This is a genomic window from Corynebacterium sp. HMSC071B10 (assembly GCF_001814825.1).
Lineage (GTDB): Bacteria > Actinomycetota > Actinomycetes > Mycobacteriales > Mycobacteriaceae > Corynebacterium.
In genome coordinates this window covers 21,091-46,916 of the sequence record NZ_KV817993.1, presented here as the reverse complement: position 1 = coordinate 46,916, position 25,826 = coordinate 21,091, and the positions used below count along the sequence as shown (strand labels likewise).

Below are 25,826 nucleotides of genomic sequence, written 5' to 3'. Positions count from 1 at the left end.
TGGTTGCCATGCAATCCTGGCCTTACCCGAATGTGAAGCACGTCGCCGGTTTCCCCCGGCCGTTGCACTTGTACGACACCGCCGACCAGAAAGTGCGTCCGGTTAACGTGACACCGGATGCACGCGGCGAGGTCGGCCTCTACGTCTGCGGGATCACCCCGTACGACTCCACCCACTTGGGCCACGCCGCGACCTACCTCACCTTCGACCTGGTGCAGCGCCAGCTGCTGGCTAACGGCCACAAGGTCCATTACGTGCAAAACGTCACCGACGTGGACGACCCGCTGTTCGAGCGCGCCGAGCGCGACGGCGTCGACTGGCGCGAGCTGGGCCGCAGCCAGATCAACCTCTTCCGCAGCGACATGGAGATCCTCTCGGTGATCCCGCCGCGCGAGTTCGTCGGCGCGATGGAAGCGATCGATGAAGTCGCTGAGATGGTGCAGAAGCTTCTCGACGTTGGCGCGGCCTACCGCCTCGACAAGGGCGATATCTACGCCGACATCACGGCCACCGAGCAGTTCGGCTACGAGTCCAACTTGGATCGGACCACCATGGAGGCCTTCTTCGCTGAGCGCGGCGGCGACCCGCAGCGTGAGGGCAAGCGCGACACGCTCGACGCCCTGGTGTGGCGCGGGGCGCGCGAGGGTGAGCCGTCCTGGCAGACACCGCTGGGGGCGGGTCGACCCGGCTGGCACGTGGAGTGCTCCGCGATTGCCACCAACCGCCTCGGCTCCTCTTTCGCCATCCAGGGCGGGGGCTCCGACCTGGCGTTCCCGCACCACGAGTTCTCTGCAGCGCACGCGGAGGCGGCCCTTGGTACCCCGCGCATGGCCGGCCACTACGTCCACTCCGGCATGATCGCGCTCAACGGGGTGAAGATGTCCAAGTCGCTGGGCAACCTCGTCTTCGTGCACAAGCTCACCGAACAGGGCCACAGCGCCGACGCCATCCGCGTGGCGGTCTTTGCCGACCACTACCGGGCAGACCGCGACTTCAGTGACCGCGGGCTCAAAGCTGCCGAGCAGCGCCTTGCCCGCTGGCAGGAGCGCTTGAGCAACGAGGTATCCGAGGCCGAGGCGCTGGCTAACACCAACGAGCTGCGCGCCGCGCTTGCCGACGATCTGGACACGCCCCGGGCGCTACGCCTCATTGACCAAGCACGCGGCGACCACGAGGGCCTGTTCGCGGATGCGATTGACGGCCTGCTCGGCGTGCGCGTTTTCGCCGAGTCGTAAAGAATAGAGACCATGACAACGCCAACACCAGCAGGATCCTCCGTCCGCACCGAGCTGCAGCCGGACGTCGACGAGTTCATCGATGACTTGCGTACCTTCGCCACTGGCTCCTACCTCAACGACAGCGATAAGGAGCTGTGGGAGCAGCCCTTCGACCCGGATGCGCTGCCCGAGCTGAAGAAACTGCTCGAGATGTTCCTCGACGCGGTCGACCTGCTTGAGCCTGCGCCCGACGCCGCGCGCCTGACATCGCTGGTCACGCCCTTCTACGACAACCTGGAGGCCTTCAACGCTAAGTACGAGTACGCCGTGCTCGAACCCGAGGAGAAGGCTGAGCTGGAAGACCTCGTACGCCGTGCCGCGGTAGCGGTTGGCGCGGAAGACGAGGTAGTGGGGGAGCTGCCGGAATTTGAGTAAGCACGAGCTTCCCGCAGCGATCTTTTGGGACATGGACGGCACGCTCATTAACACCGAGCCGGTGTGGGCGGAGACCACCTTCGAGCTTTCCGAGAAACTCGGGCGCAGGCTCACCCCGGAGGAACGGAAGAAGACCGAGGGCGCAAGCTTCGCCGAATCGCTGCGTATCTGTGCGCGGTGGGCCGACTACGAACTCGCCCCAGGCGAGGAGGACACGCTGCGGGAGTGGATGTACGCGCGGATGGCAGAAAAGCTCGCACACGGCATTGAGCTCACTCCGGGGATCCGCCCCCTGCTCAGCCTCTTAGAGGCCACGGGCGTGCCGATGCTTGTCACCACGAACACGGAGCGCTCGCTGGCGGATCGCTGCATCGACGCGATCGGGCGTGAGTTCTTCACCGACTCGATCACCGGCGATGAGGTCACCGCCCCGAAACCAGCCCCGGACATGTATGCCGAGGCCGCCCGCCGCGTCGGGGCAGACCCCGCGTCGTGTCTGGTCGCGGAGGATTCCTTCACCGGCATGACGGCCGCAGCCACTGCTGGTTGCCGCGTGCTCGGCCTTGCACAAGAGGTGCCGCGCGGGGTGTACAAGTTTGACCCAGCGCGCTTTGTGGGGGCGACGGTGGCGGATGTTTCCGCATGGTTTGCCGCGGCGGCAAGGCCACTGGGCTAAGGTTTGAAGGCGTGAAAACTTTCGATGCACTGTTTGCTGAGCTGACCCAAAAATCCGCCGACCGCCCCGCGGGCTCCGGCACCGTCGAAGCGCTGGACAAGGGCGAGCACTTCATCGGCAAGAAGATCATCGAGGAGGCCGGCGAAGTCTGGATCGCGTCCGAGTACCAGTCGGACGCAGAGCTCGCCGAGGAGATGAGCCAACTCATCTACTGGACGCAGGTCATGATGATCAAGCGCGGGCTGACCCCGGAAGACATTTACAAGTACCTCTAGGAAGTAGCAGCAATGGACAAACCGCTGATCAAAATTGCCGTGCCCAATAAGGGCTCGCTGTCGGAAAAGGCGCTGCAGGTACTCAAGGAGGCCGGCTACAAGGGCCGTGGGCTGAACAAGGCGCTGAACATCGTGGATGAGCCGAACGGGGTGGAGTTCTTCTTCCTCCGCCCTAAGGACATCGCGATCTACGTCGCCCAGGGCCACCTCGACTTAGGCATTACCGGCCGCGACTTGGCGGAGGACTCCCGCGCCAACGTCGAAGAGGTCATGGAGCTTGGCTTTGGTGCCTCCACATTCCGTTTTGCCGCCCCGCAGGGCGAGACCTGGGCAGTCGAGGATCTGCAGGGCAAGCGCATTGCCACCTCGTACCCGCATTTGGTGGAGGACTACCTCGGCGCGCGCGGTATCACTCCGGGCCAGGTTATCCGCCTCGACGGCGCGGTGGAGATCTCCATCAAGCTCGGCGTGGCTGACGTGATCGCCGATGTGGTCTCCACCGGCGCGACGTTGCGCCAGCAGGGCCTGGCCCCGTTCGGCGAGCCGATCATCGCCAGCGAGGCGGTGGTGGTCAAGCGGAAGGACATGGTGCTTGGCGACGGGCACGTGAAGGTCCTCAAGCGCATCGAGGGCATCCTCAACGCCCACAACTACCTGATGATCGACTACAACGTCTCGCGCGATTCCCTCGACGAGGTGCTGGCGCTCACCCCGGGCATTACCGGCCCGACGGTTTCGCCGCTGTCGCGCGAGAACTGGGTCGCGGTCCGTGCGATGGTGCCGCGCAAGGAAGCGAACCGCATCATGGACGCGCTCACGGATCTTGGTGCCGAGGGCACGATTGCCACCGAGCTGCGTATCGCCCGGCTCTAGGTGGCTTGCGGGGCGTGTCGCGCGAGTGGACACGTAGGCGTCGATAAGCATGCCCCGCGCATTCACCCCCAAACCGGGCGAGGCGTGTGGTGGGCGCGCGTTGCTTGGTAGTTTGGGCGGCATGAGCACTCGTAAAGAAGAAGACCTGCTTGGCACCCTCGACGTCCCGGCCGATGTGTACTACGGCATCCACACGCTGCGCGCGGTGGACAACTTCCAGATCTCGCGCGAGACCATCAATGATTTCCCGGACTTTGTCCGCGGCATGGTGCAGGTGAAGAAGGCAGCGGCGCTAGCCAACCGGCGCCTCCACGCACTGCCGAAGGCCAAGGCGGAGGCCATTGTCTGGGCCTGCGACCAGATCCTTGAAGAGGGGCGCTGCATGGATCAGTTCCCCATCGACGCCTTCCAGGGCGGGGCGGGTACCTCGCTGAACATGAACACCAACGAGGTCGTGACGAACCTCGCGCTCGAGTACATGGGCAAGGAGAAGGGCGACTACGCAGCGCTCAACCCGAACGACGATGTGAACATGTCGCAGTCCACCAACGACGCGTACCCGACCGGTTTGCGGCTCGGCCTGTACCACGCGGTGCAGAATCTCATCGAGGAATTCGACCAGCTGCAGCAGGCGTTCCGCGCGAAGGGCGACGAGTTTGCGGACATTATCAAGATGGGGCGCACCCAGCTCCAGGATGCGGTGCCGATGACGCTGGGGGAGGAGTTCACCGCGTTTGGTGAGAACCTGGGGGAGGAAAACCGTACACTGGTCAACGCGGCGGAGTCACTGTTGGAGATCAACCTGGGCGCCACCGCGATCGGCACCGGCATCAACACGCCGAAGGGCTACCGCGATCAGGCGGTCGCTGCGCTGCGTGAGGTGACTGGCCTGGATATCCAGGCCTCGCCGAACCTGATCGAGGCGACCTCGGATACCGGCGGGTACGTCATGATGCACGGCGCGATCAAGCGCGCCGCGATGAAGATGTCCAAGATCAGCAACGACCTGCGTCTTTTGTCCTCCGGGCCGCGTGCCGGCCTCAACGAGATCAACCTGCCGGAACGCCAGGCGGGCTCGTCGATTATGCCGGCGAAGGTCAACCCGGTCATCCCTGAGGTGGTCAACCAGGCGTGCTTCAAGGTTTTCGGCAACGACCTGACGGTGTCCATGGCCGCCGAGGCCGGCCAGCTGCAGCTCAACGTGATGGAGCCGGTGATCGCGCAGTCACTGTTCAACTCCATCTCGCTGCTTGCTAACGCGGCACGCACCCTGCGCGAGAAGTGCGTCACCGGGATTACCGCCAACAAGGAGGTCTGCGAGGCCTACGTGCAGAACTCCATCGGCATCATCACCTACCTCAACCCGGTCATCGGCCACCACAACGGCGACCTGATCGGTAAGGAAGCAGCAGCGACCGGCCGCGGCGTGCGCGAGCTGGTCCTGGAGAAGGGGCTGCTCACCGAGGAGGAGCTCGATACCGTGCTGAGCAAGGAAAACCTCATGCACCCCGAGTACCGGGGCAAGCTGTACGTAGACGAGGACTAATCCGGATGTAGCCGAGGCCGGGCGTGGGAGCGTAACGCATCTCACGCCCGGCCAAATTGTATTGGTAACACCATCGGGGCGATAATGGAACTCGCATCAGAACACCTCAAGGATTGAACAGAGGAGTCGCCCCGTGTCCTTGCTCTTGCTCGTCCACCTCATCATCCTGTTCGGCGCCATCGTACTGGGCGCCCGGATGGGATCAATCGCTATCGGCTTCGCCGGTGGGCTCGGCGTGCTGTTGCTCGGCGCGACCGGCGTGACCGTCACCGCCGAGGACATTCCCTTTGATGTCATCGGCATCATTATGTGCGTCATCGCCGCGATCTCCGCGATGCAGCTCGCGGGCGGCATGGACTACCTGGTGTATCTGGCCGAGAAGTTCCTGCGCTCTAACCCGAAGCGCGTGACCATTTACGCGCCGATCGTCACCTGGCTGATGACGGTGCTCGCGGGCACCGGCCACACCGCGTTTTCCACCCTCCCGGTGATCGTGGAGGTGGCCAAGGAAGGCAAGGTATGCCCCTCGCGCCCGCTCTCAGTCGCCGTGATTGCCTCCCAGATGGCCATCGTGGCCTCTCCAATTTCGGCCGCCGTGGTGTTTATGGCAGCACTGCTTGAGCCGCACGGTGTGGGCTACCTGCAGCTGCTCGCGGTGATGCTGCCGGCGACCTTCCTCGCCATTTTCCCCACCGCTTGGCTGGCCAACCGGCTCGGGCGCGACCTGGAGGACGATCCGGTCTACCAGCAGCGCTTGGCCGACGGCCTGGTGTCTACCTCGCACACCTCGGCCGGGTTCTCCCCGAAGCCAGGGGCCAAGGCCTCCGTCGGCATCTTCCTCGCCGCCATCCTCATCGTCATGGTGTACGCCACGCTGATCTCCGAGCAGATCGGTCTGATCCCCGACCCGACGGTGCCGCGCAACGAGGCGATTATGGCGATCATGCTCTCGGCTGCGGCCGTGATCTGCTGGGTAACCAAGAGCAAGTCCGCCGAGGTACTCACCACCCAGGTCTTCCGCTCCGGCATGTCTGCCAGCGTGTGCGTGCTCGGTGTCGCCTGGCTCGGCACGACCTTTATCAACCACTACATCGATGACATCCAGGTCATCGCCGGCGACGTGTTGCAAGCGCAGCCCTGGCTGCTCGCAGTCGTGCTCTTCTTCGCCGCCTGCCTCCTCTACTCGCAAGCGGCGACCGCGAAGGCGCTCATGCCCGCCGCATTGGCCATCGGTGTCAGCCCGCTAACAGCGGTGGCTGCCTTTCCGGCAGTCTCGGCACTGTTCGTCCTGCCGACCTATCCCACGCTGCTCGCCGCGGTGGAGATGGACGACACTGGCTCGACCCGGATTGGCAAGTACGTCTTTGACCATCCGTTTATCATCCCCGGCATCGCGTGCATCACCATCTCTATCCTGCTGGGATACGGGATTGGTGCCGTCGTTCTCTAGCGTCCTTCATCCCCGTTCCTGCGGTACTGTGGGGGCATGTCTGAGACCAAAGCACCAACCACAGCTCCGAAATCCGACGTCGATATTGCCCAGGCCCACACGCTCCAGCCGATCGCGGACATTGCCGCGAAGGCCGGCGTAGACCAGGACGCGCTGATCCCGTACGGCGCGCACATGGCAAAGGTCGACGTTGCCCGCAACCCCGGGGAGGCCGACGCGAAGCTGGTGCTGGTCACCGGTGTGTCGCCCACGCCTGCGGGCGAGGGCAAGTCCACCGTCTTGATCGGTCTGACCGACGCACTCGCGCAGCTTGGCCACAACGCCATGGTGGCGCTCCGCGAGCCTTCGCTTGGCCCGGTCATGGGCATCAAGGGCGGCGCGGCCGGCGGTGGCTACTCGCAGGTCGTCCCGATGGAGGACATCAATCTGCACTTCACCGGGGATTTCCACGCGATCACCGCGGCGAACAACACCCTGGCTGCGATGATTGATAACCACATCCACCAGGGCAACGAGCTGAACATTGACCCGCGCCGCGTGACCTGGCAGCGCTGCCTGGACGTCAATGACCGCAGCCTGCGCAACGTCGTCACCGGCCTGGGCGGACCCACCAACGGCGTGCCAGCACAGACCGGTTTCACCATCACGGCAGCCTCGGAGATCATGGCGATCCTTGGGTTGGCAACGGATCTGGACGATCTCAAGGAGCGCCTGGCCAACATCACCATCGGGCTGACCTACGACCAGGAGCCGGTCACCGCTGGCCAGCTCGGCGCAGAGGGTGCGATGGCCGCGCTGCTCAAGCAAGCCATCAACCCGAACCTGGTGCAAACTCTCGGCGGCACCCCGGCGTTTATCCACGGTGGCCCCTTTGCCAACATCGCCCACGGCTGCAACACGCTGTTGGCCACCCGCACCGCCATGCAGTACGCGGACATTGTGCTCACCGAGGCTGGCTTCGGCTCTGATTTGGGCGCGGAGAAGTTCTTCGACATCAAGGCACGCTACGGCGACCTGGACGTCGCCGGTGCCGTCGTGGTGGCCACGGTTCGCTCGATTAAGTACAACGCGGGGATTGCGCGCGAGGACTTGGAACAGGAGAACCTCGATGCACTCGAGCAGGGCATCAGCAACCTTGCACGCCACGTGGAAAACATCCGCAAATTCGGCGTGACCCCGGTCGTCGCGCTCAACCGCTTTACCTCGGACACGGAGGCCGAGCTCGAGTGGGTGCGTGACTGGGCAAAGCGTACCGGCGTTGCAATCGCCGAGGCAGACGTGTGGGCCAAGGGTGGGGAGGGCGCCACGCAGCTTGCGACCACGCTGCTGGACAACCTCTCCGAGGGCACGTCCACGCAGCTCTACGACCCGGCTGACGGGATCGAGGCCTCGATCGAGACGATCGCGCGCGAGATCTACCGCGCCGACAACGTGCAATACTCCGTCAACGCGATGCGCGACCTCAAGATGCTGAAGGCAAACGGCTTCGACACCCTGCCGGTGTGCATCTCCAAGACGCAGTACTCCTTCTCGGACGAGCCCTCGCAGCTCGGCGCACCAACAGGCCACACGCTGCACGTGCGCAAGCTCATCCCACGCACCGGGGCGGGCTTCGTCGTCGCGCTCACCGGCGATGTGATGACCATGCCGGGCCTGCCGAAGACCCCGGCGGCCAACAACATCGACGTCGCCGAGGACGGCCACATCACCGGCCTGTTCTAAAGCGACTCGACGAGTTAGTCCGCGGTATCCGCCGCCGAGCCCGGCCATCCCGGGTACTCCGGCGGCATACCGCCAAACTCCGGGCACAGGTCCTGGAAGGCGCACCAGCCACACAGCTTCGACTTCTTCGGCCGGAAGTGCCCCTCCTTCCCATCTGCCTCGATCTTCGCCCACAGCTCGCCTAAGTCGCGCTCGAAGTACTCCAGCTCTTCGCGCGAGGGTGAAAGGAACATCGAGTCCATCACCTTCAAATACATCAGCCGCAGCTGAGTGGGGATGGTTGCAAACAACCGCCAGTACACCAGCGCATAGAAACGCATCTGGAACTGCGCATCCTGCGAGTAGCGGGGCAGTGGCTTCTTGCCGGTCTTATAGTCCACCACGCGGACCTCGCCGGTGGGGGCGATGTCGACCCGGTCGATGAAGCCGCGCACCGGCACGCCGTTGGGCAGCACGGTGTTGACGTACATCTCCTGCTCGTGGGCGTCGAAGCCGAGCGGGTTTTCCATATGGAAGTAGCCGCGCAGCAAGTCGCGCGCATCCCGGAAAAGCGCCATTTCGTCGTCAATCGGCTCGGCGCTGCTCGGATCCTTCTCACACAGCGCGGCCCACGCCGGCTTGATGCGCTTCACCGCCGCCGGGAAGGTGCGCTCCTCGCGCGGCCAGCTGAACATATCCTCCAAGACCGCGTGCACGAGTGTGCCCTTGACCTGCGCTTCCGTCGTCGGCTCGGGGATTTTGTCGATGGTGCGCAGCCGATACTTCAACGGGCAGCTTTGGTAGTCGGAGGCGCGGGACGGGGAAAGTGCAAGCGGTCGTGGTGTCATGGTGCCCCACATCTTAGAGTGGAGGCATGCTCGCTCGCTTTATTGACTTCACCCACGCAAGCCCCAGCGCCTTCCACGCGGCCGATCGCGTCGCCTCCACCCTAGTGGAGCAGGGCTTTTCGCTTCTCGACGCCACCTCATCCACCCCCGACTCCCCAGCAGCCCCCGGCGGCCACGTACTCGTCGACGGCGGGGCGGTCATCGCGTGGTGGGTGCCGGAAAACGCCCGCCCTCGCTTCCGCATTGTTGGCTCCCACACTGATTCGCCCGGCCTGATGGCCAAGCCGGAGCCGGATTTTGAGCGCGAGGGGCTGCGCCAGGTCGCGGTGGAGGTCTACGGCGGCCCGATCCTGCAAAGCTGGCTGGATCGGGACCTGCGCTTTGCTGGCCGCATCATCACCGATGACGGGGCGCAGCACCTCGTCGACACTAGCGCGATCGCCCGCATCCCCAACCTGGCCATCCACCTCTACCGCGCGGACGGCCCGACGGTGAACCGCCAGGCGCACACGCCTCCGGTGCTCGGCGGCGACCGCCCGCTGATGGAGCTGGTCGGCGAGGCCGCAGGCGTGGACCCGCAGCGCATCCTCGCGCACGAGCTGATCACCGCCGACGCCCAGCGCGGCGAGCTGCTCGGCGATCTGCTCGCCGCAGGCCGCCTGGATAACCTCACCAGCGTGTGGGCGTCGCTCGAGGCACTGCTGGCTGCGAAGGAGGATTCCCGCGACATCCTGGTGCTCGCGGCCTTCAACCACGAAGAGATTGGCTCCTCGACCACCACTGGTGCCGGCGGCCCGCTGCTCGAGCGGGTGCTGCACCGGATCGCCCGCGAGATCGGCGATCCCTTCGAGGTGTTTGCGCAGTCCTTCCAGGTCTCCGCCGACGCCGCGCACGCGGTGCACCCGAACTACCCGGAGAAGCACGACCCCACGCACCGCCCGCGCCTCAACGCCGGCCCGGTGTTGAAGATCAACGCGAACCAGCGCTACGCCTCGGACGCCGTAACGGAAGCAGAGTGGCTGCGCGCCTGCCAAGCGGCCGGGGTGCCAAACCAGAAGTTCGTGGGCAACAACGACGTGCCGTGCGGCACCACGATCGGCCCGATCTCTGCGACCCGCATGGGCATCCGCACCGTGGACGCTGGCGTGCCGCTTTTGTCCATGCACTCGGCGCGCGAGCTGTGCGGCGCACGCGACATGGAGTACTTCGTCAAGGCACTGACTGCGTTTTACGCGGCGGCAGGGGAGTAGGGCATACTTAGGCCCATGTATTCAGGTCCTTTCCAAGCAGGAGACAAAGTCCAGCTCACCGACGCGAAACGCCGCCACTTCACCATCGAATTGGTCGAAGGCGGGCAGTTCCACACCCACAAGGGCATCGTCATGCACGATGACATCATCGGTGCGGACGAGGGCTCGGTGGTCAAGTCCACCCTGGGCTCGGACTACCTGTGCTTCCGCCACCTCTTGGTCGACCACGTGCTGTCCATGCCGCGCGGTGCCGCGGTGATCTACCCCAAGGACGCGGCGCAGATCCTGGTAGAGGGCGACATCTTCATGGGTGCCCGCGTCCTCGAGGCCGGAGCCGGCTCGGGTGCGCTGACCATGTCGCTGCTGCGCGCCGTCGGCCCGGAAGGCCGGGTGTTCTCCTACGAGATCCGCGACGACCACCTGGCCTTCGCACGGGACAACGTGGCGGACTACTTCAACGGCACGCCCGAGTGGTGGACCCCGCGCCTGGGGGACTTCGGCGAGATCACTCCGGAGGAGCTCGACGGCCCGGTCGACCGCGTGATCCTGGACATGGTGGAGCCCTGGCACTTCATCGACACGGTGAAAAGCGTGCTGATCCCCGGCGGGGTGTTCATGACGTACGTGGCCACGGTGCCGCAGTTGATGAACATCATGGAGGCAATCCGCGAGGCGAAGTGCTTCACCGAGCCCCGCGCCTGGGAGACGCTCCTGCGCGAATGGAAGGTCGAGGGCCTGGCCACCCGCCCGGAGCACCGCATGAACGCGCACACCGCATTCTTGGTGTGGACCCGCAGGCTTGCCGACGGCGTCACGCCCCCGCGCCCGCAGCGCCGCGCACGCAAGTAGCGCGTTTGACCCGCTAGGGTGGTGTCTATGGCATCCAACGCAATCAACGACGACGCATTTGGCCCCGAGCTGCGCGAGCTCAAGCGCGAGAACCAGGCGATGAGCTCCCGCAACAAGAAGCTTGCGGAGCTGCTTAAGGCGAGCCGTGACAAGCTCAACGACCTCTACGCCCAGGTCGAGGCACTGGGAGAGCCGGCGTCGACCTACGGCATCTTCCTCGAGGCTGCTTCCCGCCGCGGCCTTGAGGCCGAGGTGTTTACCTCCGGCCGGCGGATGCGCGTCAAGGTCGCGCCCAACGTAGCGCCAGAAGCCCTGCGCCCGGGCACCCTGGTGCGCTTGGGCGACGGTGCGATCGTGGTGGAGGCCTGCGGGTACGAGAACGTCGGCCAGCTTGCCACTCTGTCCGAAAAGATTGACACCAAGCGCGCGATCGTCGCCGACCAGCAGGGCACAGAGCACCTGGTCCACCTTGCGCAGCCGCTGGTAGAAACCGCCCGCGCAGGCGATACCGTGCTGGTGGATACCCGTGCCGGTTACGCCTTTGAGCGCGTGCCGAAGACCGAGGTCAACCAGCTCTCGCTCGACGAAGTCCCGGACGTCACCTACGCCGACATCGGGGGCTTAAGCTCGCAGATCGAGATGATCCAAGATTCGGTGGAGCTGCCCTTTACCTACCCGGAGCTCTACCGGGACTACGACCTCACCCCGCCGAAGGGCCTGCTGCTCTACGGCCCGCCCGGCTGTGGCAAAACGCTCATCGCCAAGGCCGTGGCCAACTCGCTCTCCCAGCGGATCGGGGACGGCGGCCAGGCACACTTCATTAACGTCAAAGGCCCGGAGCTTTTGAACAAGTTCGTCGGCGAAACCGAGCGCCGCATCCGCCTGATCTTCGAGCGCGCCCGGGAACTCGCCGCAAACGGTCGCCCCGTCATCATCTTCTTCGACGAGATGGAGTCCATCTTCCGCACCCGCGGCTCCGGCGTGAGCTCCGATATGGAGACCACCGTGGTCCCACAGTTGCTCACGGAGATCGACGGCGTTGAGGACATCGCAAACGTCATCGTCATCGGTGCCACGAACCGCGAGGAGCTCATCGACCCGGCGATCCTGCGCCCGGGACGCCTCGATATCAAGGTGCGCGTCTCGCGCCCGAACCGCGCGGAGGCCGAGGACATCCTGGCGCGCTACATCACGCCCGAGATCCCGCTCGCGGCCGAGCCCTCTGAGCTTATCGACGCCGCCGCCGAGGCGATGTTCGCCCCGCGCCCCTTCGTGCGCCTCGAGCTTGTCGACGGCTCCTCCGAGCTCCTCCACTACGCCGACTTCATCTCCGGCGCCATGATCGCCAACGTCGTGGACCGGGCGAAGAAGCTCGCGATTAAAGACCACATCGCCGCGATGCATGCCGGCAACGACGCGGCACCGCACGGCGTCACCGCCGACCACCTCCGAGCCGCAGTGCGCGCAGAGCAGGACGAGAGCGAAGACATGCCGAACACCGCGAACCCGGACGAGTGGGCACGCATCACTGGACGCCAGGGCAAGCGCGTGGTCAGCGCGGAGGTTGTTGGCTAAGCCGAACGTGAATACAAACGCGACAGTGTGGGCGTGATCACTTATACTCCCCCCTATCCCATACCGTGGAATACCATTCCACACAGTGAATAGGAGAGAGTTCATGACCACCCCGCACGCACCGCAACCAACTTCTACGCCGCAGGAGGATCGCTCCGCCGCGATCGCGGTCGCGGCGTTTCCAGCGTTCATCCTTGCCGGTTCGGTGCTCGCATTCTTCATACCTGGGCCGTTCTTGCCTCTGACGAGCTACATCACCTATTTCTTGATGATCATCATGTTCGGTATGGGGCTCACGCTGACCATCCCGGACTTCAAAGAAGTGGTGAAAAGGCCAGTGCCCATCGCCATCGGCGTGGTGGCTCAGTTCGTCATCATGCCTCTCGCCGCAGTTGGGGTAGCAAAGCTCTTTGGCATGCACCCTGCACTGGCCGTCGGCCTGCTCATGCTCGGTTCCGTGCCGGGTGGTACCTCATCGAACGTCATCGCCTACTTGGCCAAGGGTGATGTCGCGCTCTCCGTTGCCATGACCAGTGTGTCCACGCTGTTGGCCCCGATAGTCACGCCGATCATCATGCTGCTTCTCGCAGGCGCGGACGTGCACGTGGACGGTGCCGGCATGGCATGGTCGCTCGCGCAGACGGTCCTCATCCCAGTCATCGGTGGCGTTGTGTTGCGCTACGTCCTGGACGCGTGGATGGAACACATCTCGCCGGTACTGCCGTGGATCTCTATCGCGGGTATCGGCGGCGTGGTGTTTCCTACGGTGGCGAAGAACCGTGAGGCACTGGTTGAGGTCGGCCTGCTCGTCTTCGCCGCAGTGCTTATTCACAACGTGCTCGGCTACGTACTCGGTTACTACACTGCAAAACTCACCCGGCTGCCTGAGAGCTACCGCCGCACCGTGGCTATTGAGGTCGGTACGCAGTCTGCCGGGCTTGCCAGCGGTATGGCGGGCAAGTTCTTTTCCCCTGAGGCAGCGCTGCCAGGTGCCGTCGCAGCCGTCCTGCACAACATTACGGGCGCCGTCTACGCCTGGGCAGTCCGGAGAAGTACACGCAATCACGAGGTAAACCCGCAGGCAGGCGCGCAAGCGTCGACTATTGCCTCGGAGCCTGCGCAGACAGGCGCGACGCAGCCGCAGTAACTGCGTCGACCGCGATGTGGAAGTCCGCGTCAGTGAGGTGGGAAAAGCTCAGCACGAGCCCATCCTTGCCGTCTGACCAGAGACTCGATTCGTGGCCGCATTCAATGCCTTGTCCCGCCAGGTCCTTCTCGAAGCAGTCGCGTAATGCCGTCGCGGCAAACGCGACGCTGACATCGGCGCCGCCAGCATCTGGGACTGTCACGCTGACTCCGTCTTGCTTGAGCGCGGGGAGTAAGGACTCTGCCAGGACGGCACGTCGCTTAGCAAGGCGGTTGTGCGCTGCCCGCGTACTGCGGCGGAGGTACCCACCGGCGAGCAGGTTGGCAATCGCGCGCTGTGTCACGGTCGCGACTGGCATGCCAAGGACTTCGCGAGTATTGCGCAGCGCGGGCGCGAGCGCCGGCGGGGCGATGACATAGCCGGCGGACAGCTCCCGAGACAGCAGGGTGGAGAAGGTGCCCAGGGTTAGCACGTCGGCTCCGGGCGCGAGCGTGGCCAGCGTCGGTTGTGGGGAGATCAGGTAGCGCAGCTCAGTATTGAAGTCGTCCTCGATGAGCACGGCGCCTGTCGTCGATGCCCAGTTCAACAAGGCAGAGCGCCGGGCTGCGCTCATCGCACCTCCGAAGGGGTAGAGGTGCGAGGGAGTGACCAGCAGTGCGTCGAGGTCTCCAGGCAACTCGTCGACCTCCACGCCGCCAGCATTGGTTGTGCAGGGGACAGCCTCGTGTCCGCCGAGCGGAATCACGCGGCGCAGCCCAGGGTGCCCCGGGTCTTCTACGCCGACGCGTAGCTGCGGGCCGAGTGCGTGCAGGATCAACAGCAGCCCCTCGCGGGAGCCGCCGGTGATGACGACGTGGTCCGGATCTACCGTGACGCCGCGGGCGAGGCGCAGGTGCTCGGCGATCGCGGCTTTGAGCTCCGGCTCGCCGGTCTTGTCCACGCTCGTTCCGGTGACGTTGATGGCCTCTCGCCACGCCTTGCGCCACGCGGCGGGGCGCACGGCACCGCTACTCCCGGCAGACGGCCGCAAAGAGATACGGGCGCGGGGGAGTTTCCGTGAGACTCCGAGTGGGCGCGGCGGCTGCGCCGCGGGAGAGCGCGTGAGCTCCGGATGGACGCGGGTCGGCGCGCCCTGTGCGGAGAGGAAGAACCCCTCGCTAATCAGCTGGTCATAGGCGGAGACAACGGTGCCCCGGGAGACTCCGAGTTGCCGCGCCAGCGAGCGCGTGCTCGGCACCCTGTCGCCTGGTTGCAGGGTGCCTTCGGCTACGGCGAGTCGGATCTGCTGGGCAATCTGTGTTGGCAGTGGCACGGGCAGCGATGGGGAGATGTCGAGGAGCACACACACCGCCTAACTGGTACAAAGAATGAAAATAAAACTGGACCTTGGAATCTACCAGTTGGCGGCCGAAGATTGGTCACTATGACTGATTTCACCAAATTTGCAGAGCTAACCAATTCCTTCAAGAGCGGCGTGATCATGGACGTGGTCACCCCAGAGCAGGCAAAGATCGCCGAAGATTCCGGTGCCGTTGCCGTCATGGCGCTGGAGCGCGTGCCGGCTGACATCCGCGCCCAGGGTGGCGTGGCCCGCATGTCGGACCCGGACCTGATCGAGGGCATCCTCAACGCCGTGGACATCCCGGTCATGGCCAAGGCGCGCATCGGCCACAGCGTGGAGGCGAAGATCCTCGAGCACCTCGGCGTCCACTACATCGACGAGTCCGAGGTACTCAGCCCGGCGGACTACGTCAACCACGTGGACAAGCGCGACTTCAACGTGCCCTTCGTGTGCGGTGCTACCAACCTGGGCGAGGCGCTGCGCAGGATCAACGAGGGCGCTGCCATGATTCGTTCCAAGGGCGAGGCTGGCACCGGTGACGTTTCGGAGGCCACCAAGCACATCCGCACGATCCGCAGCGAGATCGCTGTCCTGCAGGCCACCTATGCCGCCAACCGTGACGAGCTCTACGTCGCGGCGAAGGAGCTGCAGGCCCCTTACGAGCTGGTCTGCTACGTCGCTGAGCACGGCAAGCTTCCTGTGCCGCTGTTTACCGCCGGTGGTGTCGCCACCCCGGCAGACGCAGCGCTGATGATGGAGCTCGGCGCGGACGGTGTGTTCGTCGGATCCGGCATCTTCAAGTCAGGCAACCCCGAAGCCCGCGCGAAGGCCGTGGTCAAGGCAACCAAGCACTACGACGACATCGCGGTTGTCACCGAAGCGTCCCGCGGCCTCGGCGAGGCGATGGTGGGCATCAACGTCGCCGACCTGCCGGCGCCGCACCGCCTCGCAGAACGCGGCTGGTAATCCCATTACGTTGGCAGCAGTTCCACCTCAGGTCGCCGAAGATTCATAGCCTGTCCACCCGATTGTGGGCGGGCTATGTGTATTTCCGTTCCCTCCATCTGAAAGGACAGTGACATACTCAAACTGCTAAAGGAACCTGTGCCACGTCACCATCATCCGCACCAGCACAGCGCCCACACTCCAACCCGACACCATCAAATGTGAACCACACATCGTTCACAACCCTTGACGTAAAGCGCCTATTGGGCAGGCGAGAAAGTCCAAGGTCGTGAGGTGAGGGCAAGAGCCCCCAAAACTAGTGGGCGACGGTGTGGCCGGCCTCGCGCTCGTTGGAGGAGCTGGTCATGGAGGCGAGGACTTCGCTGATGTGGAGGTCGCCGATGGGGGCTTGCTCGGGGTCGTCGAAGAGTTGGTCGCCGAGGATGTTGTAGACGTAGTCGAGGTCCTTGTCGCCGCGGCCGGACAGGTTGACCAGCAGGTTGAGCTCGTGGCCGTCGGCGTCGGCGACTTCGGCGAGTTTCAGGGCGTAGGCCAGGGCGTGGGAGGACTCGAGAGCGGGGATGATGCCTTCGTAGCGGGAGAGCAGACGGAAGGCCTGGAGGGCGTCCTCGTCGGTGACGGCGACGTATTGGGCGCGGCCGATCTCGCGGAGGTATGCGTGCTCGGGGCCGACGCCCGGGTAGTCCAGTCCGGCGGAGACAGAGAAGGACTCGGGGAGGACTTCGCCGTCGTGACCAGTGACAATAAAGGAGCGGGAGCCGTGCAGGATGCCCAGCTTGCCATGGTTGAGCGGTGCGCCGTGGCGGTCGGTGTTTAGGCCTTCGCCGGCGGGTTCGACGCCGATGAGTTCGACATCGGCGTTGCCGGGCTCATCCTTGAGGTATTCGGCGAAGGCGCCGATGGCGTTGGAGCCGCCGCCGACTGCGGCGATGACGGCGTCGGGAAGTCTGCCGGTGTCCTCCAGCATCTGCTGGCGGGACTCGCGCGAAATAACAGCCTGGAACTCCTTGACCAGGGTGGGGAAGGGGTGGGGACCGCAGGCGGAGCCGAGGACGTAGTGGGTGGAGTCAATATTTTCGACCCAGTCCTGCAGAGCGATGTCGATGGCGTTGGACATGGAGCCGCCGGCGTCGTTGGTGACGGGGACGACTGTGGCGCCCATCAGGCGCATGCGGCGCACGTTCGGCTGCTGGCGGGCAACGTCTTGCGCACCCATGTAAATTGTGCACTCCATGCCCATCAGCGCGGCAACCATGGCGGTGGCGGTGCCGTGCTGGCCGGCGCCGGTTTCGGCGATGAGGCGATTCTTGCCCAACCGCTTCGCGAGCAACGCCTGCGCCAACACCTGGTTGCCCTTGTGCGCGCCACCGTGCGCAAGATCCTCACGCTTCAAGAAAATTTTCGACGCACCAACCCTCGGCAGGTTGGCACATTCGTAAACCGGAGTCGGACGGCCGAGGTACTTCGCTTGGAGGCGCGAGAGCTCGTCGAGAAACTCGTTGTCCTCGCGGGCGTCCACGAAAGCGCGCTCGAGCTGATCGAGCACCGGGTAGAGCGGCTCGGGCACGTACTGGCCACCGAACTGCCCGAAATATGCAGGTAGAAGCGTATCGCGCTCAATCTTGTCGACATCAGACATGGGTTCACCTCTCGTTTGCATCGTTGCCGGGTAGCCTACCCCGCAAGCCCAGCCCGCGGGGCTGATTCGGCGTATTCGTCGAAACGTGTAAAGCCGCTAGCGTACGTCTCCGAACTTTTGCAGCACCCAGCGTCGAATAGCGATGAGCACCACGCCAAGCACAATCGTGGCTGCGGACAGGGAGAGGAAGAAGGTGCGCTCCGCGGTTGCATCATCCGGGTTGTACAGCGAGCCGAGGACACCAGACAGTGCGGTACCCATCGAAACAGTCATCAACCAGGCGGCAAACAGGCGCGACTTGAAAGCCTCGGGGGCAACCTTGGTGGCAAGGGAATTGCCAACTGGCGAGAGCAAGAGCTCACCCATCGTGAAGAGGAAGAGGATCAACACGAGCACGAAGAGCGGGGTGGACTGCTCACCGCCGCCAACGTACGGCAGGAACAGGAAGAGCGAGAGACCAATCACGATGTTGGCCACGCCGAACTTCACCGAAGAAGACCACTGGCGATCGCCGAGTTTCGTCCACAAAGCTGCGAAGATCGGGGAGAAGGTGATGATGAACGCCGGGTTGAAGGACTGCACCTGCGCCGGCGTGAGCTCCCACAGGAGGAAGTCCAAGTTCACGCGCTGATCCGAGTAGACCGCGACCACAGTGAACTGCGATTGGAAGATGGCGAAGAACGCTACCGAGCCAACGAGCAGGGGAATGTAGCCGGTCAGGCGGGACTTCTCCGCGGCAGTGACCTCTTCGGATTGGAACATCTCCCAGAGCAGAAACACAGTAGCGACCAGCGCAACCGCAAACACGATCCAGGACAGCGAGCTCAGTGGCACAACGCCTGTGACCAGCAGCGCGACGACAACGCCAACGACGATGACAGTGCCGGTGATCCACTTGCCATATTCGGAATGCGGCAGCGGGTTCGGGATCTCCGAGCCCGCAGCGCCAATGCTGGAACCACGCATGAGGATGTACTGGACAAGCCCCAGCGCCATGCCGATCGCCGCGAGGCCGAAGCCCCAGTGGAAGCCAGCCATACCCCAGATTGCGCCGGTGAGGGCCGGGCCCAGCAGGGCGCCAATGTTGACTGACATATAGAAGATGGAGAAGCCCGCGTCGCGTCGTGGGTCCTCGCGGGTGTACAGCTCGCCCAGAACAACCTGAGAAGACGTCTTCACACCGCCAGAGCCGATACCGATACAGGTGAGGCCGATGGCAAGACCGACGCCGCCAGGCACCAGAGCCAGAACAACGTGTCCAATCATGACCAGGATGGCCGAGTAGAGCAGCGTGCGCTCGGAGCCAAGGAGGCGATCGCCGACAAAGGAAGCGACCAGCGCCATCATGTAGACAAAGCCACCGTAGGCACCGACCAGGTTCAACGCAGTGGTCTGGTCCATCCCGAGGCCGCCCTCGGTGGTGGAGTAGTACATATAGAAGGCCAACAGGGCCTGCATGCCGTAGAAGCTGAAGCGCTCCCAGAGCTCGATGCCGAAAAGGTTGGCCAACCCCCAAGGCTGCCCAAAGAACTTCCGTTCCTTCGGCGCTACCTCGGGGTTGCTTGCGTGGGTGACAGAACTCATGTAAATAAAATACGCTCAATCGTATTTTTCACACAAATACCCGCCGCGCCGGGTACGGTAGTGCGGTATGACACGTTACATGGGCACTGAGACTGAGTACGGGATCACAACCCCGGACGACCCGTCGATAAGCCAACTGCTCACCTCTACCCACGCGGTGGTGGCGTACGCGGCGATGAACACCGCCGCCCGCTCCCGCTGGAGCTACGAGGAAGAGGCCCCGCTCAAAGACACGCGCGGCTTCGACCTGCAGCGTTATCGCACCGTCCCGGTGGTGGACGCGAACGCGATGGGAGTGGCCAACGTGGTCACCACCAATGGCGCGCGCTACTACGTCGACCATGGGCACCCGGAGTACTCCTCGCCGGAGGTTTCCAATGCGTGGGACGCCATGATTTATGACGCGGCGGGAGACTACGTGCTCAACAAGGCCGCGGCCGATATCCGCGAGCTGTGGGACCAGCAGATTAGCGTGCTGGACAAGATCGACCCGTGCCCGCCGCTGAAGTTTTATAAGAATAATGTCGACGGCAAGGGCCAGTCCTACGGCAGCCACGAGAACTACCAGTACTCGCGTAAGACCGACTTCGCGCGGCTGACCCAGGCGCTCATTCCTTTCTTCGTTACCCGCCAGGTGATCATTGGTGCGGGCCGCATGGGCATCGGTCAGGAATCGGAGCGTGAGGGCTTCCAGATCTCGCAGCGCGCCGACTACTTTGAGCAGGAGGTCTCGCTGGAGACCACGCTCAACCGCGGCATCGTGAACACGCGCGACGAGCCGCACGCGCTGGCCGCCAAGTTCCGCCGCCTGCACGTCATCGTGGGCGATGCGAACATGAGCCAGTACTCCAACTTCCTCAAGATGGGTATGACCAAGCTCGTGCTCGACTGCATCGAATCCGACGTCGACTTTTCCGACCTGCGGCTTGCAAACCCCGTCGACGAGATCAAGCAGGTCTCCCACGACCCGACGTGCACGCACGAGCTCTTGCTTGCCGACGGGCGCAGGCTCACCGCCATCGAGATCCTACGGATCTACCGTGAGCGCGCTGCCGCGCTGCCGGAGCTCGACGAGGTAGACACCAAGGTCCTTGCCCTGTGGGGTGAGATCCTGGACGATCTCGAGCGCGACCCGCTGAGCACCGCGGACCGGCTGGACTGGACCGCGAAGTGGTCGCTGATCAAGCGCTACTTAGATCGCGGGGTGGATATCGCGGACCCGAAGCTCAAGCTCATCGACATTCAGTACGCGGATATCGACCCGGCGAAGTCGCTCTACCACGCGCTGGTGCGCAAGGGGCAAATGCGCACACTGGTCGACGAGGCAACGATCGAGCGGGCGGTCACAGAGCCGCCGACCGATTCGCGCGCCTACTTCCGCGGCCGCGTGAGCGAGAAGTTCGGCGAGGACATCGTGGCATCGAGCTGGCAGTCGGTGATTTTCTCGGTGAACAACCAGCCGCACCGTCTGCCGATGGACAAGGTCGATGGCTTTACCAAGGAAGAGATCGGCGAGCTCGTTGAGCGCGCCGAGGACATCACAGCATTGTTGAAGGGATTAGGATTCAAGCATGTCTAAGCAGCAGTACGTACAAGGCGGCAACAGCGGCGACGATGGGGCACAGGAGGAGGCCTTCGACGCCGGGCAGGCGCAGCTGAACACCACGGGCACCGACGACATCCTCGACGAGATCGATTCCCTGCTGGACAACAACGCGGAGGAGTTCGTGCGCTCGTTCGTACAAAAGGGCGGGCAGTAACCCCATGACCACTGTCTACCCCCGCCGCGTGATGGGCGTGGAGACCGAGTTCGGAGTCACTGCGGTCCGCGACGGTAAAGCGGTTCTCACCCCCGAGGAGATCTCGCGCTATCTGTTCCGGCCCGTCGTGGCGGAGCACCGCAGCTCGAATATCTTCACGGAGAACGCCTCGCGCCTCTACCTGGATGTGGGCTCGCACCCCGAGTACGCCACGGCCGAGTGCGACTCGGTCACGCAGTTGCTCAACTACGACAAGGCGGGCGAGCTGCTCTACAACCAGCTCGCCACCGAAGCTGAGCAAGCGCTTGCTGACGACCGCGTCGGCGGCAACGTCTTCCTGTTCAAAAACAACGTGGACTCGAAGGGCAACTCTTACGGCACGCACGAGAACTATCTGATCAGCCGCGAGCTCGCGCTGAAGTCCTTCGGCACGCAGCTGTTGCCTTTCATGATCACCCGCCAGCTCATCTGCGGTGCGGGCATGGTGAAGAAGGGCCGCTTCGTCATCTCGCAGCGCGCCGACCAGGTATGGGAGGGCGTCTCATCGGCGACAACGCGCACCCGCCCGATCATTAACACTCGCGACGAGCCCCACGGCGACTCGCACCGTTTCCGACGCATGCACGTCATCGTGGGCGACTCCAACATGTCCGAGCCATCCTTCGCGCTGAAGGTCGGCTCCACACTGTTGGTCATCGAGATGCTCGAAGCGGGCTTCGACCTGCCGAACTTCACCCTGGACAACGCCATCGAGCACATCCGCGAGATCGCCGCCGACCCCACGGGCCAGACCCCGCTGCGCTTGAAGGAGGGCGGCACTGTGACCGCGCTCGAAGTGCAGCAGGCAACGCTTGCGGCCGCCAAGCGCTGGCTGGAGTCCCGCCCCGACGAGGGCACCCCGAACGAGGAGATGGCGCGCGTGGTGGACCTGTGGTCGCGCACGCTCGACGCAATTGCCTCGCAGGACTTTTCAGGCGTGGACACAGAGATCGACTGGGTGATCAAGCGCAAGCTGCTTACCCAGTTCAAGGACAAGCTCGGCGCGGAGTGGGATCACCCCAAACTCGCGCAGATCGATCTGACCTACCACGACATCAACCCCAACCGGGGACTGTTCTACCTGCTGCAGCGCAAGGGGCTGGCCAAGCGCTGGACCGACGACGAGTCCATCGCCGAGGCAGCCGCCCAGCCGCCGCAGACCACGCGCGCCGCACTGCGGGGGCGTTTCCTCGCCGCCGCGCGGGCCGCGGGCGTGGACTACAACGTGGACTGGGTACACCTGAAGACGAACCGGCCCGAGCCGCGCACGCTAGAGCTGCTCGACCCGTTTGCGTCCACCGACCCGCGCGTCGACGAGTTCATTGACTACATTGACTCGCACGACGCGGAAGCGTAGCGCAGACAGACAAGCACGGGAGGTCACGTGGCGGAGCTAGAACCAGAGGTGCGCCAGGCGAACCTCGCGTTCGCGTTGCTCGGCTCGCCACGCAGGCGGGAGACCGCGTGGGGGGGCCAGCACGTCGACGGCTACCAGCACCGCAGCCAAGAGGCCCTCAACCTGCAGATCCGCCGCGACGTCGCAGCACTACGCCTCGCCGGAGTTCCCGTGCGCTATCGCGACGGACAGCTGAGCCTCGACCGGGAACGCTACGAGCTCGCGCCAGTCGACCTGACCGAAGAAGAGGCGAGCGTCGTGGGCCTCGCCGTCGATCTGAGCCAGCGCGGCTCACTCGGTGCCTTTGCGCGCTCCGGCTGGACCAAGCTGGCCGCGTCGGGTGCCACCCGCACCTTTGACAGCGCCCCGCTCGCCTCCGCCGCACACGACGCAACCCAGCTGGATCCGGATGCCTTCCACCAGCTGCTCGGCGCGATCCGCCATAATCTGCGCGCCCATTTCGACTTCCACGTGCCGGGTAGCGGCCGCGTGCAGCGGCGCATGGTCGACCCGTGGTCCATTGTTTCCCTCAACACCAGGGCGTACCTGGTGGGCTGGGACGTGGACCGTGACGCCGAGCGCGTCTTCCGGGCCACCCGCATCTCGGATGTGACGCTGGTGCGAGACACCACAGATTTCCACTCGCCGACCGGGGACCCGGGCGAGATCGTGCGCGAGCTGCTGCGCGGCCCGGTGACGGATGCCCGCATTACCGTCGGCGCGGGCACCGCCGAGGAACTCGCCGCAAAGGGCGCCCGCGAGCCCGGGTCAACCGGCGAGACAGACACCATCGTCCTGGGGGAGGTAGAGCGCGACTGGGTCGTGCGCACGACCGCCGCCCATGCGCTCGACGTGCGAGCGATCGAACCGGAAGACATTAGGCGCGATGTGCTTGCGCTGCTGACGCAGGCAGGGGGAGGAGATCATGGCGAATGAGCAATCGGGGCGGCTGGTGCGCCTGCTCAACCTCTTACCGTATGTCTCCCGGCACCAGGGCAAGACGCTGATGGAGATCGCCCGCGACCTGAACATGGATGTGGCGGAAGTCCGCGACGATTTGGACCGGCTGCACCTGTCCGGAGTGGGGCGTGGGCCGGGGGAGATGTTCGACCTTGCGCACACCTGGCGCGGGGTCACAGTGCTGGATGACCAGGGACTCAACGCGCCGCTGCGGCTCAAACCCACAGAAGCGCACGCTCTGCTGCTCCTGCTGGAATCTTTGGAGACCTTGCCCGGCCTAGTCAACGTCGATGCGGTGCGCTCGGCCGCGGACAAGATCCGTGCAGTCACCAACACTGCCGGGGTGACCAATGTGGACCAGATCGCGGCAAACACCCCGGTCGCGGCCACGATTGCAGAGGCGATCGCCGAGGGCAGAAAGCTCCAGCTTCGCTACTACTCCGCGACCTCCGACCAGCTCACCCAACGCACGGTGTCGCCAATTGCTGTGCTGCAGCGCGACGAGCAGACCTACCTGCGCGCGCTCGAGGGCGACACTCAGAAGACCTTCCGCTTCGACCGCATCCGCGAGATCAACGTCAGCGAAGAGGCGGTCGACGAGCGCGCCGTGCGCGCCGCCGCAGACGCCGACGAGCCCTTCGCCTTTGACGACGGCAACGTGGCGCACTTCAAGGTGCGCGGTGATGCCCTGTGGATGGCGGAGTACTGGGAGCTTGAACTCGAGCTCACGCCAGCTGCGGCCGACCAGCCTCCCGAGTGGGTCGATGCAACCCTGCGTTACGGCTCGGACGATTGGCTGGCCCGTTTCTGCCTCGCGCACGCGGACCGTTTGCGTCTCGTCGCGCCAGAAGACTTGGCCGCGAAGGTGCGTGAGCGTGCATGTCGCGCAGCCGACGCGTTAAGATAGCGCTTTAGGTTTAACGTCTGTCGGAATCGTAGGAAAGAGACTTGATCCACTATGGCTAGCATTGGCTGGACCGAAATCCTCATCATCCTCGTCATCGTGCTACTCCTGTTCGGCGCGAATAAGCTGCCTGACCTCGCCCGCTCCATGGGCCGCTCGGCGCGCATCTTCAAGTCCGAGGTCAAGGAGATGAAGAACGATGACGCGGCAGGCCAGCCGGAGCAGGCCCAGCCGCAGCGCGAGCTGGACGCTACCCCTGGCGGCAGCAACGGCATCACCAATAGCGACGCGCAGCAGGCGGCGCGCCCAGAGTCGTTCTGGGACAAGCCGGAAAACCAGCGCAACCAGTAAGCGCTACTGCACGTTGAGAGGGGAGTGGCGTTGTCGCTAAAACTGAAGCGCAGCAGGAGGGCGAAGAACCCAACCGGTGAGATGAGCCTGGTTGAGCACCTCCAGGAGCTGCGGCGGCGCGTCATGATCTCTTTGGCCGCGGTATTTGTCGGCACGATTATCGGGTTCATTTGGTACCAAACCTCGCCACCTGGCGTGATGCCGCTCGGCGAGATCATCCGCGGACCCTACTGCAACCTCCCGGACGAGCTCCGTGCCGACTTTTCCGGCGATGGGCAGTGCAGGCTGCTCGCTACCAGCCCGTTTGAGATGTTCATGCTGCGCCTCAAAGTCGGCGCGCTCGCCGGACTCGTCTTAGCCTCACCGGTGTGGCTGACCCAGATCTGGAACTTCATCACACCCGGTCTGCATAAGAACGAGCGCCGCTACACATTCAGCTTCGTTGCTGTGGCAGTCTTCCTCTTCGTTGCAGGCGCGGTGCTGGCCTACTTCGTGCTCGACCAGGGCTTGCTCGTGCTCATGTCCATCGGCTCGGAGTTCCAGGTCGCGGCGCTCACAGGCGGTGAGTACTACAACTTCCTGCTCGCGCTCATCATCATCTTCGGCGTGAGCTTCGAGGTGCCGCTGATCCTGATCATGCTCAACCTCGTCGGCATCCTGCGCTACGAACACGTCAAGGACAAGCGGCGCATGATCATCGTGCTGATCTTCTGCTTCGCTGCGGTAATGACCCCGGGCCAGGATCCTTTCTCCATGCTCGCCCTCGGCATCTCGATCTGCCTGCTGGTGGAGATGGCTTTCCAATTCTGCCGCATCCACGACAAGCGCACGGGCGCGAACCGCCCGGATTGGATGGACTTAGACGACGAGCAGGGCTCCGGCCCGGTGACCTCCTCGGGTGCGATCGGGGCTGCCACGCCAGTTGGACCGAGCACCCCGGTTCGCGCTTCCAACATCGGCAATGCACCGCAAACGACGCACCAGCCAAAGACGCAGTCGCGCTCCTTTGCGGACAAGGATCCCTTCGACGACGTACTCTAAGG

Annotated in this window: 24 protein-coding genes; 20 read left to right on the top strand and 4 right to left on the bottom strand. The window is 64.3% G+C overall.

The genetic code is table 11. The annotated features are described in order from the left end of the window. Positions 1-8 precede the first annotated feature (8 nt). The 8 genes from mshC to HMPREF2990_RS03295 all read left to right on the top strand — a co-directional run bounded on the left by mshC (position 9) and on the right by HMPREF2990_RS03295 (position 8,194). Positions 9-1,235 (top strand): cysteine--1-D-myo-inosityl 2-amino-2-deoxy-alpha-D-glucopyranoside ligase, encoded by a 1,227-nt coding sequence (gene mshC, locus HMPREF2990_RS03330; RefSeq protein WP_070762694.1) that lies wholly within the window; start codon positions 9-11, stop codon positions 1,233-1,235. Positions 1,236-1,247: 12 nt separating this feature from the next. Then, a complete protein-coding gene (locus tag HMPREF2990_RS03325) occupies positions 1,248-1,652 on the top strand; it encodes a hypothetical protein (protein ID WP_070762693.1) in 405 nt (134 codons plus the stop codon). Then, entirely contained in the window at positions 1,645-2,328 is a 684-nt protein-coding gene (locus HMPREF2990_RS03320; protein ID WP_256380965.1) for an HAD family hydrolase, read from the top strand. The genes HMPREF2990_RS03325 and HMPREF2990_RS03320 overlap by 8 nt, the downstream gene beginning before the upstream one ends. A gap of 11 nt (positions 2,329-2,339) precedes the next feature. Beyond that, positions 2,340-2,603: a phosphoribosyl-ATP diphosphatase gene (locus HMPREF2990_RS03315; RefSeq protein WP_038590632.1), complete on the top strand. Its 264-nt coding sequence runs from the start codon at positions 2,340-2,342 to the stop codon at positions 2,601-2,603. A gap of 24 nt (positions 2,604-2,627) precedes the next feature. Beyond that, positions 2,628-3,476 (top strand): ATP phosphoribosyltransferase, encoded by an 849-nt coding sequence (gene hisG, locus HMPREF2990_RS03310; protein WP_070762748.1) that lies wholly within the window; start codon positions 2,628-2,630, stop codon positions 3,474-3,476. A gap of 121 nt (positions 3,477-3,597) precedes the next feature. Beyond that, a complete protein-coding gene (gene aspA, locus HMPREF2990_RS03305; protein ID WP_070762691.1) occupies positions 3,598-5,022 on the top strand; it encodes an aspartate ammonia-lyase in 1,425 nt (474 codons plus the stop codon). Between the two features lie 139 nt (positions 5,023-5,161). After that, the gene (locus HMPREF2990_RS03300) at positions 5,162-6,472 is read left to right on the top strand and encodes an anaerobic C4-dicarboxylate transporter (RefSeq protein ID WP_083316990.1); all 1,311 of its coding nucleotides are present in this window, start codon (positions 5,162-5,164) and stop codon (positions 6,470-6,472) included. A 36-nt stretch (positions 6,473-6,508) separates the two neighbouring features. Next, on the top strand, positions 6,509-8,194 hold the full coding sequence (locus tag HMPREF2990_RS03295) for a formate--tetrahydrofolate ligase (protein WP_070762690.1): 1,686 nt from the start codon (positions 6,509-6,511) through the stop codon (positions 8,192-8,194). A gap of 14 nt (positions 8,195-8,208) precedes the next feature. Here HMPREF2990_RS03295 and HMPREF2990_RS03290 read toward each other — a convergent pair whose 3' ends face one another. Then, positions 8,209-9,021 (bottom strand): RecB family exonuclease, encoded by an 813-nt coding sequence (locus HMPREF2990_RS03290; RefSeq protein WP_246817418.1) that lies wholly within the window; start codon positions 9,019-9,021, stop codon positions 8,209-8,211. A 26-nt stretch (positions 9,022-9,047) separates the two neighbouring features. Between HMPREF2990_RS03290 and HMPREF2990_RS03285 the strand changes: the two genes are divergently transcribed. From HMPREF2990_RS03285 to HMPREF2990_RS03270, 4 genes are all read left to right on the top strand, one after another. After that, positions 9,048-10,271 (top strand): M18 family aminopeptidase, encoded by a 1,224-nt coding sequence (locus tag HMPREF2990_RS03285; protein WP_070762688.1) that lies wholly within the window; start codon positions 9,048-9,050, stop codon positions 10,269-10,271. A 15-nt stretch (positions 10,272-10,286) separates the two neighbouring features. Next, on the top strand, positions 10,287-11,120 hold the full coding sequence (locus HMPREF2990_RS03280) for a tRNA (adenine-N1)-methyltransferase (protein ID WP_070762687.1): 834 nt from the start codon (positions 10,287-10,289) through the stop codon (positions 11,118-11,120). Positions 11,121-11,147: 27 nt separating this feature from the next. Further along, complete coding sequence (gene arc, locus HMPREF2990_RS03275) at positions 11,148-12,695, top strand: proteasome ATPase (protein ID WP_070762686.1); 1,548 nt, start codon at positions 11,148-11,150, stop codon at positions 12,693-12,695. A 103-nt stretch (positions 12,696-12,798) separates the two neighbouring features. After that, positions 12,799-13,842 carry a bile acid:sodium symporter family protein gene (locus HMPREF2990_RS03270; protein WP_083316979.1) on the top strand — a complete coding sequence of 348 codons (1,044 nt, stop codon included), beginning with the start codon at positions 12,799-12,801 and terminating at the stop codon, positions 13,840-13,842. Here the strand turns inward: HMPREF2990_RS03270 and HMPREF2990_RS03265 are convergent. Then, complete coding sequence (locus tag HMPREF2990_RS03265) at positions 13,796-15,184, bottom strand: MocR-like pyridoxine biosynthesis transcription factor PdxR (protein WP_070762685.1); 1,389 nt, start codon at positions 15,182-15,184, stop codon at positions 13,796-13,798. The two genes, HMPREF2990_RS03270 and HMPREF2990_RS03265, sit on opposite strands and share 47 nt — an antisense overlap. Before the next feature lie 81 nt (positions 15,185-15,265). Between HMPREF2990_RS03265 and pdxS the strand changes: the two genes are divergently transcribed. Beyond that, entirely contained in the window at positions 15,266-16,150 is an 885-nt protein-coding gene (gene pdxS / locus HMPREF2990_RS03260) for a pyridoxal 5'-phosphate synthase lyase subunit PdxS (RefSeq protein ID WP_070762684.1), read from the top strand. Between the two features lie 295 nt (positions 16,151-16,445). On the opposite strand, the gene trpB is transcribed toward pdxS, so the two are convergent. After that, positions 16,446-17,789 carry a tryptophan synthase subunit beta gene (trpB, locus tag HMPREF2990_RS03255; RefSeq protein ID WP_070762683.1) on the bottom strand — a complete coding sequence of 448 codons (1,344 nt, stop codon included), beginning with the start codon at positions 17,787-17,789 and terminating at the stop codon, positions 16,446-16,448. A 96-nt stretch (positions 17,790-17,885) separates the two neighbouring features. Further along, entirely contained in the window at positions 17,886-19,373 is a 1,488-nt protein-coding gene (locus tag HMPREF2990_RS03250) for a peptide MFS transporter (protein WP_070762682.1), read from the bottom strand. Positions 19,374-19,440: 67 nt separating this feature from the next. On the opposite strand from HMPREF2990_RS03250, the gene dop reads away from it, so the two are divergent. From dop to tatC, 7 genes are all read left to right on the top strand, one after another. Further along, positions 19,441-20,952, top strand: coding sequence for a depupylase/deamidase Dop (dop, locus tag HMPREF2990_RS03245; RefSeq protein ID WP_070762681.1), 1,512 nt, complete (start codon positions 19,441-19,443; stop codon positions 20,950-20,952). Next, a complete protein-coding gene (locus HMPREF2990_RS03240; RefSeq protein ID WP_070762680.1) occupies positions 20,945-21,133 on the top strand; it encodes a ubiquitin-like protein Pup in 189 nt (62 codons plus the stop codon). The genes dop and HMPREF2990_RS03240 overlap by 8 nt, the downstream gene beginning before the upstream one ends. A gap of 4 nt (positions 21,134-21,137) precedes the next feature. Beyond that, on the top strand, positions 21,138-22,529 hold the full coding sequence (gene pafA, locus HMPREF2990_RS03235; RefSeq protein WP_070762679.1) for a Pup--protein ligase: 1,392 nt from the start codon (positions 21,138-21,140) through the stop codon (positions 22,527-22,529). Between the two features lie 27 nt (positions 22,530-22,556). Beyond that, a complete protein-coding gene (locus tag HMPREF2990_RS03230) occupies positions 22,557-23,504 on the top strand; it encodes a helix-turn-helix transcriptional regulator (protein ID WP_070762678.1) in 948 nt (315 codons plus the stop codon). Continuing rightward, complete coding sequence (locus HMPREF2990_RS03225; protein ID WP_070762677.1) at positions 23,494-24,435, top strand: helix-turn-helix transcriptional regulator; 942 nt, start codon at positions 23,494-23,496, stop codon at positions 24,433-24,435. Before HMPREF2990_RS03230 ends, HMPREF2990_RS03225 begins: the two co-directional genes overlap by 11 nt. 51 nt (positions 24,436-24,486) lie before the next feature. Next, positions 24,487-24,783: a Sec-independent protein translocase subunit TatA gene (gene tatA, locus HMPREF2990_RS03220; protein WP_070762676.1), complete on the top strand. Its 297-nt coding sequence runs from the start codon at positions 24,487-24,489 to the stop codon at positions 24,781-24,783. A gap of 81 nt (positions 24,784-24,864) precedes the next feature. After that, the gene (gene tatC, locus HMPREF2990_RS03215; RefSeq protein ID WP_083316978.1) at positions 24,865-25,824 is read left to right on the top strand and encodes a twin-arginine translocase subunit TatC; all 960 of its coding nucleotides are present in this window, start codon (positions 24,865-24,867) and stop codon (positions 25,822-25,824) included. Positions 25,825-25,826 lie beyond the last annotated feature (2 nt).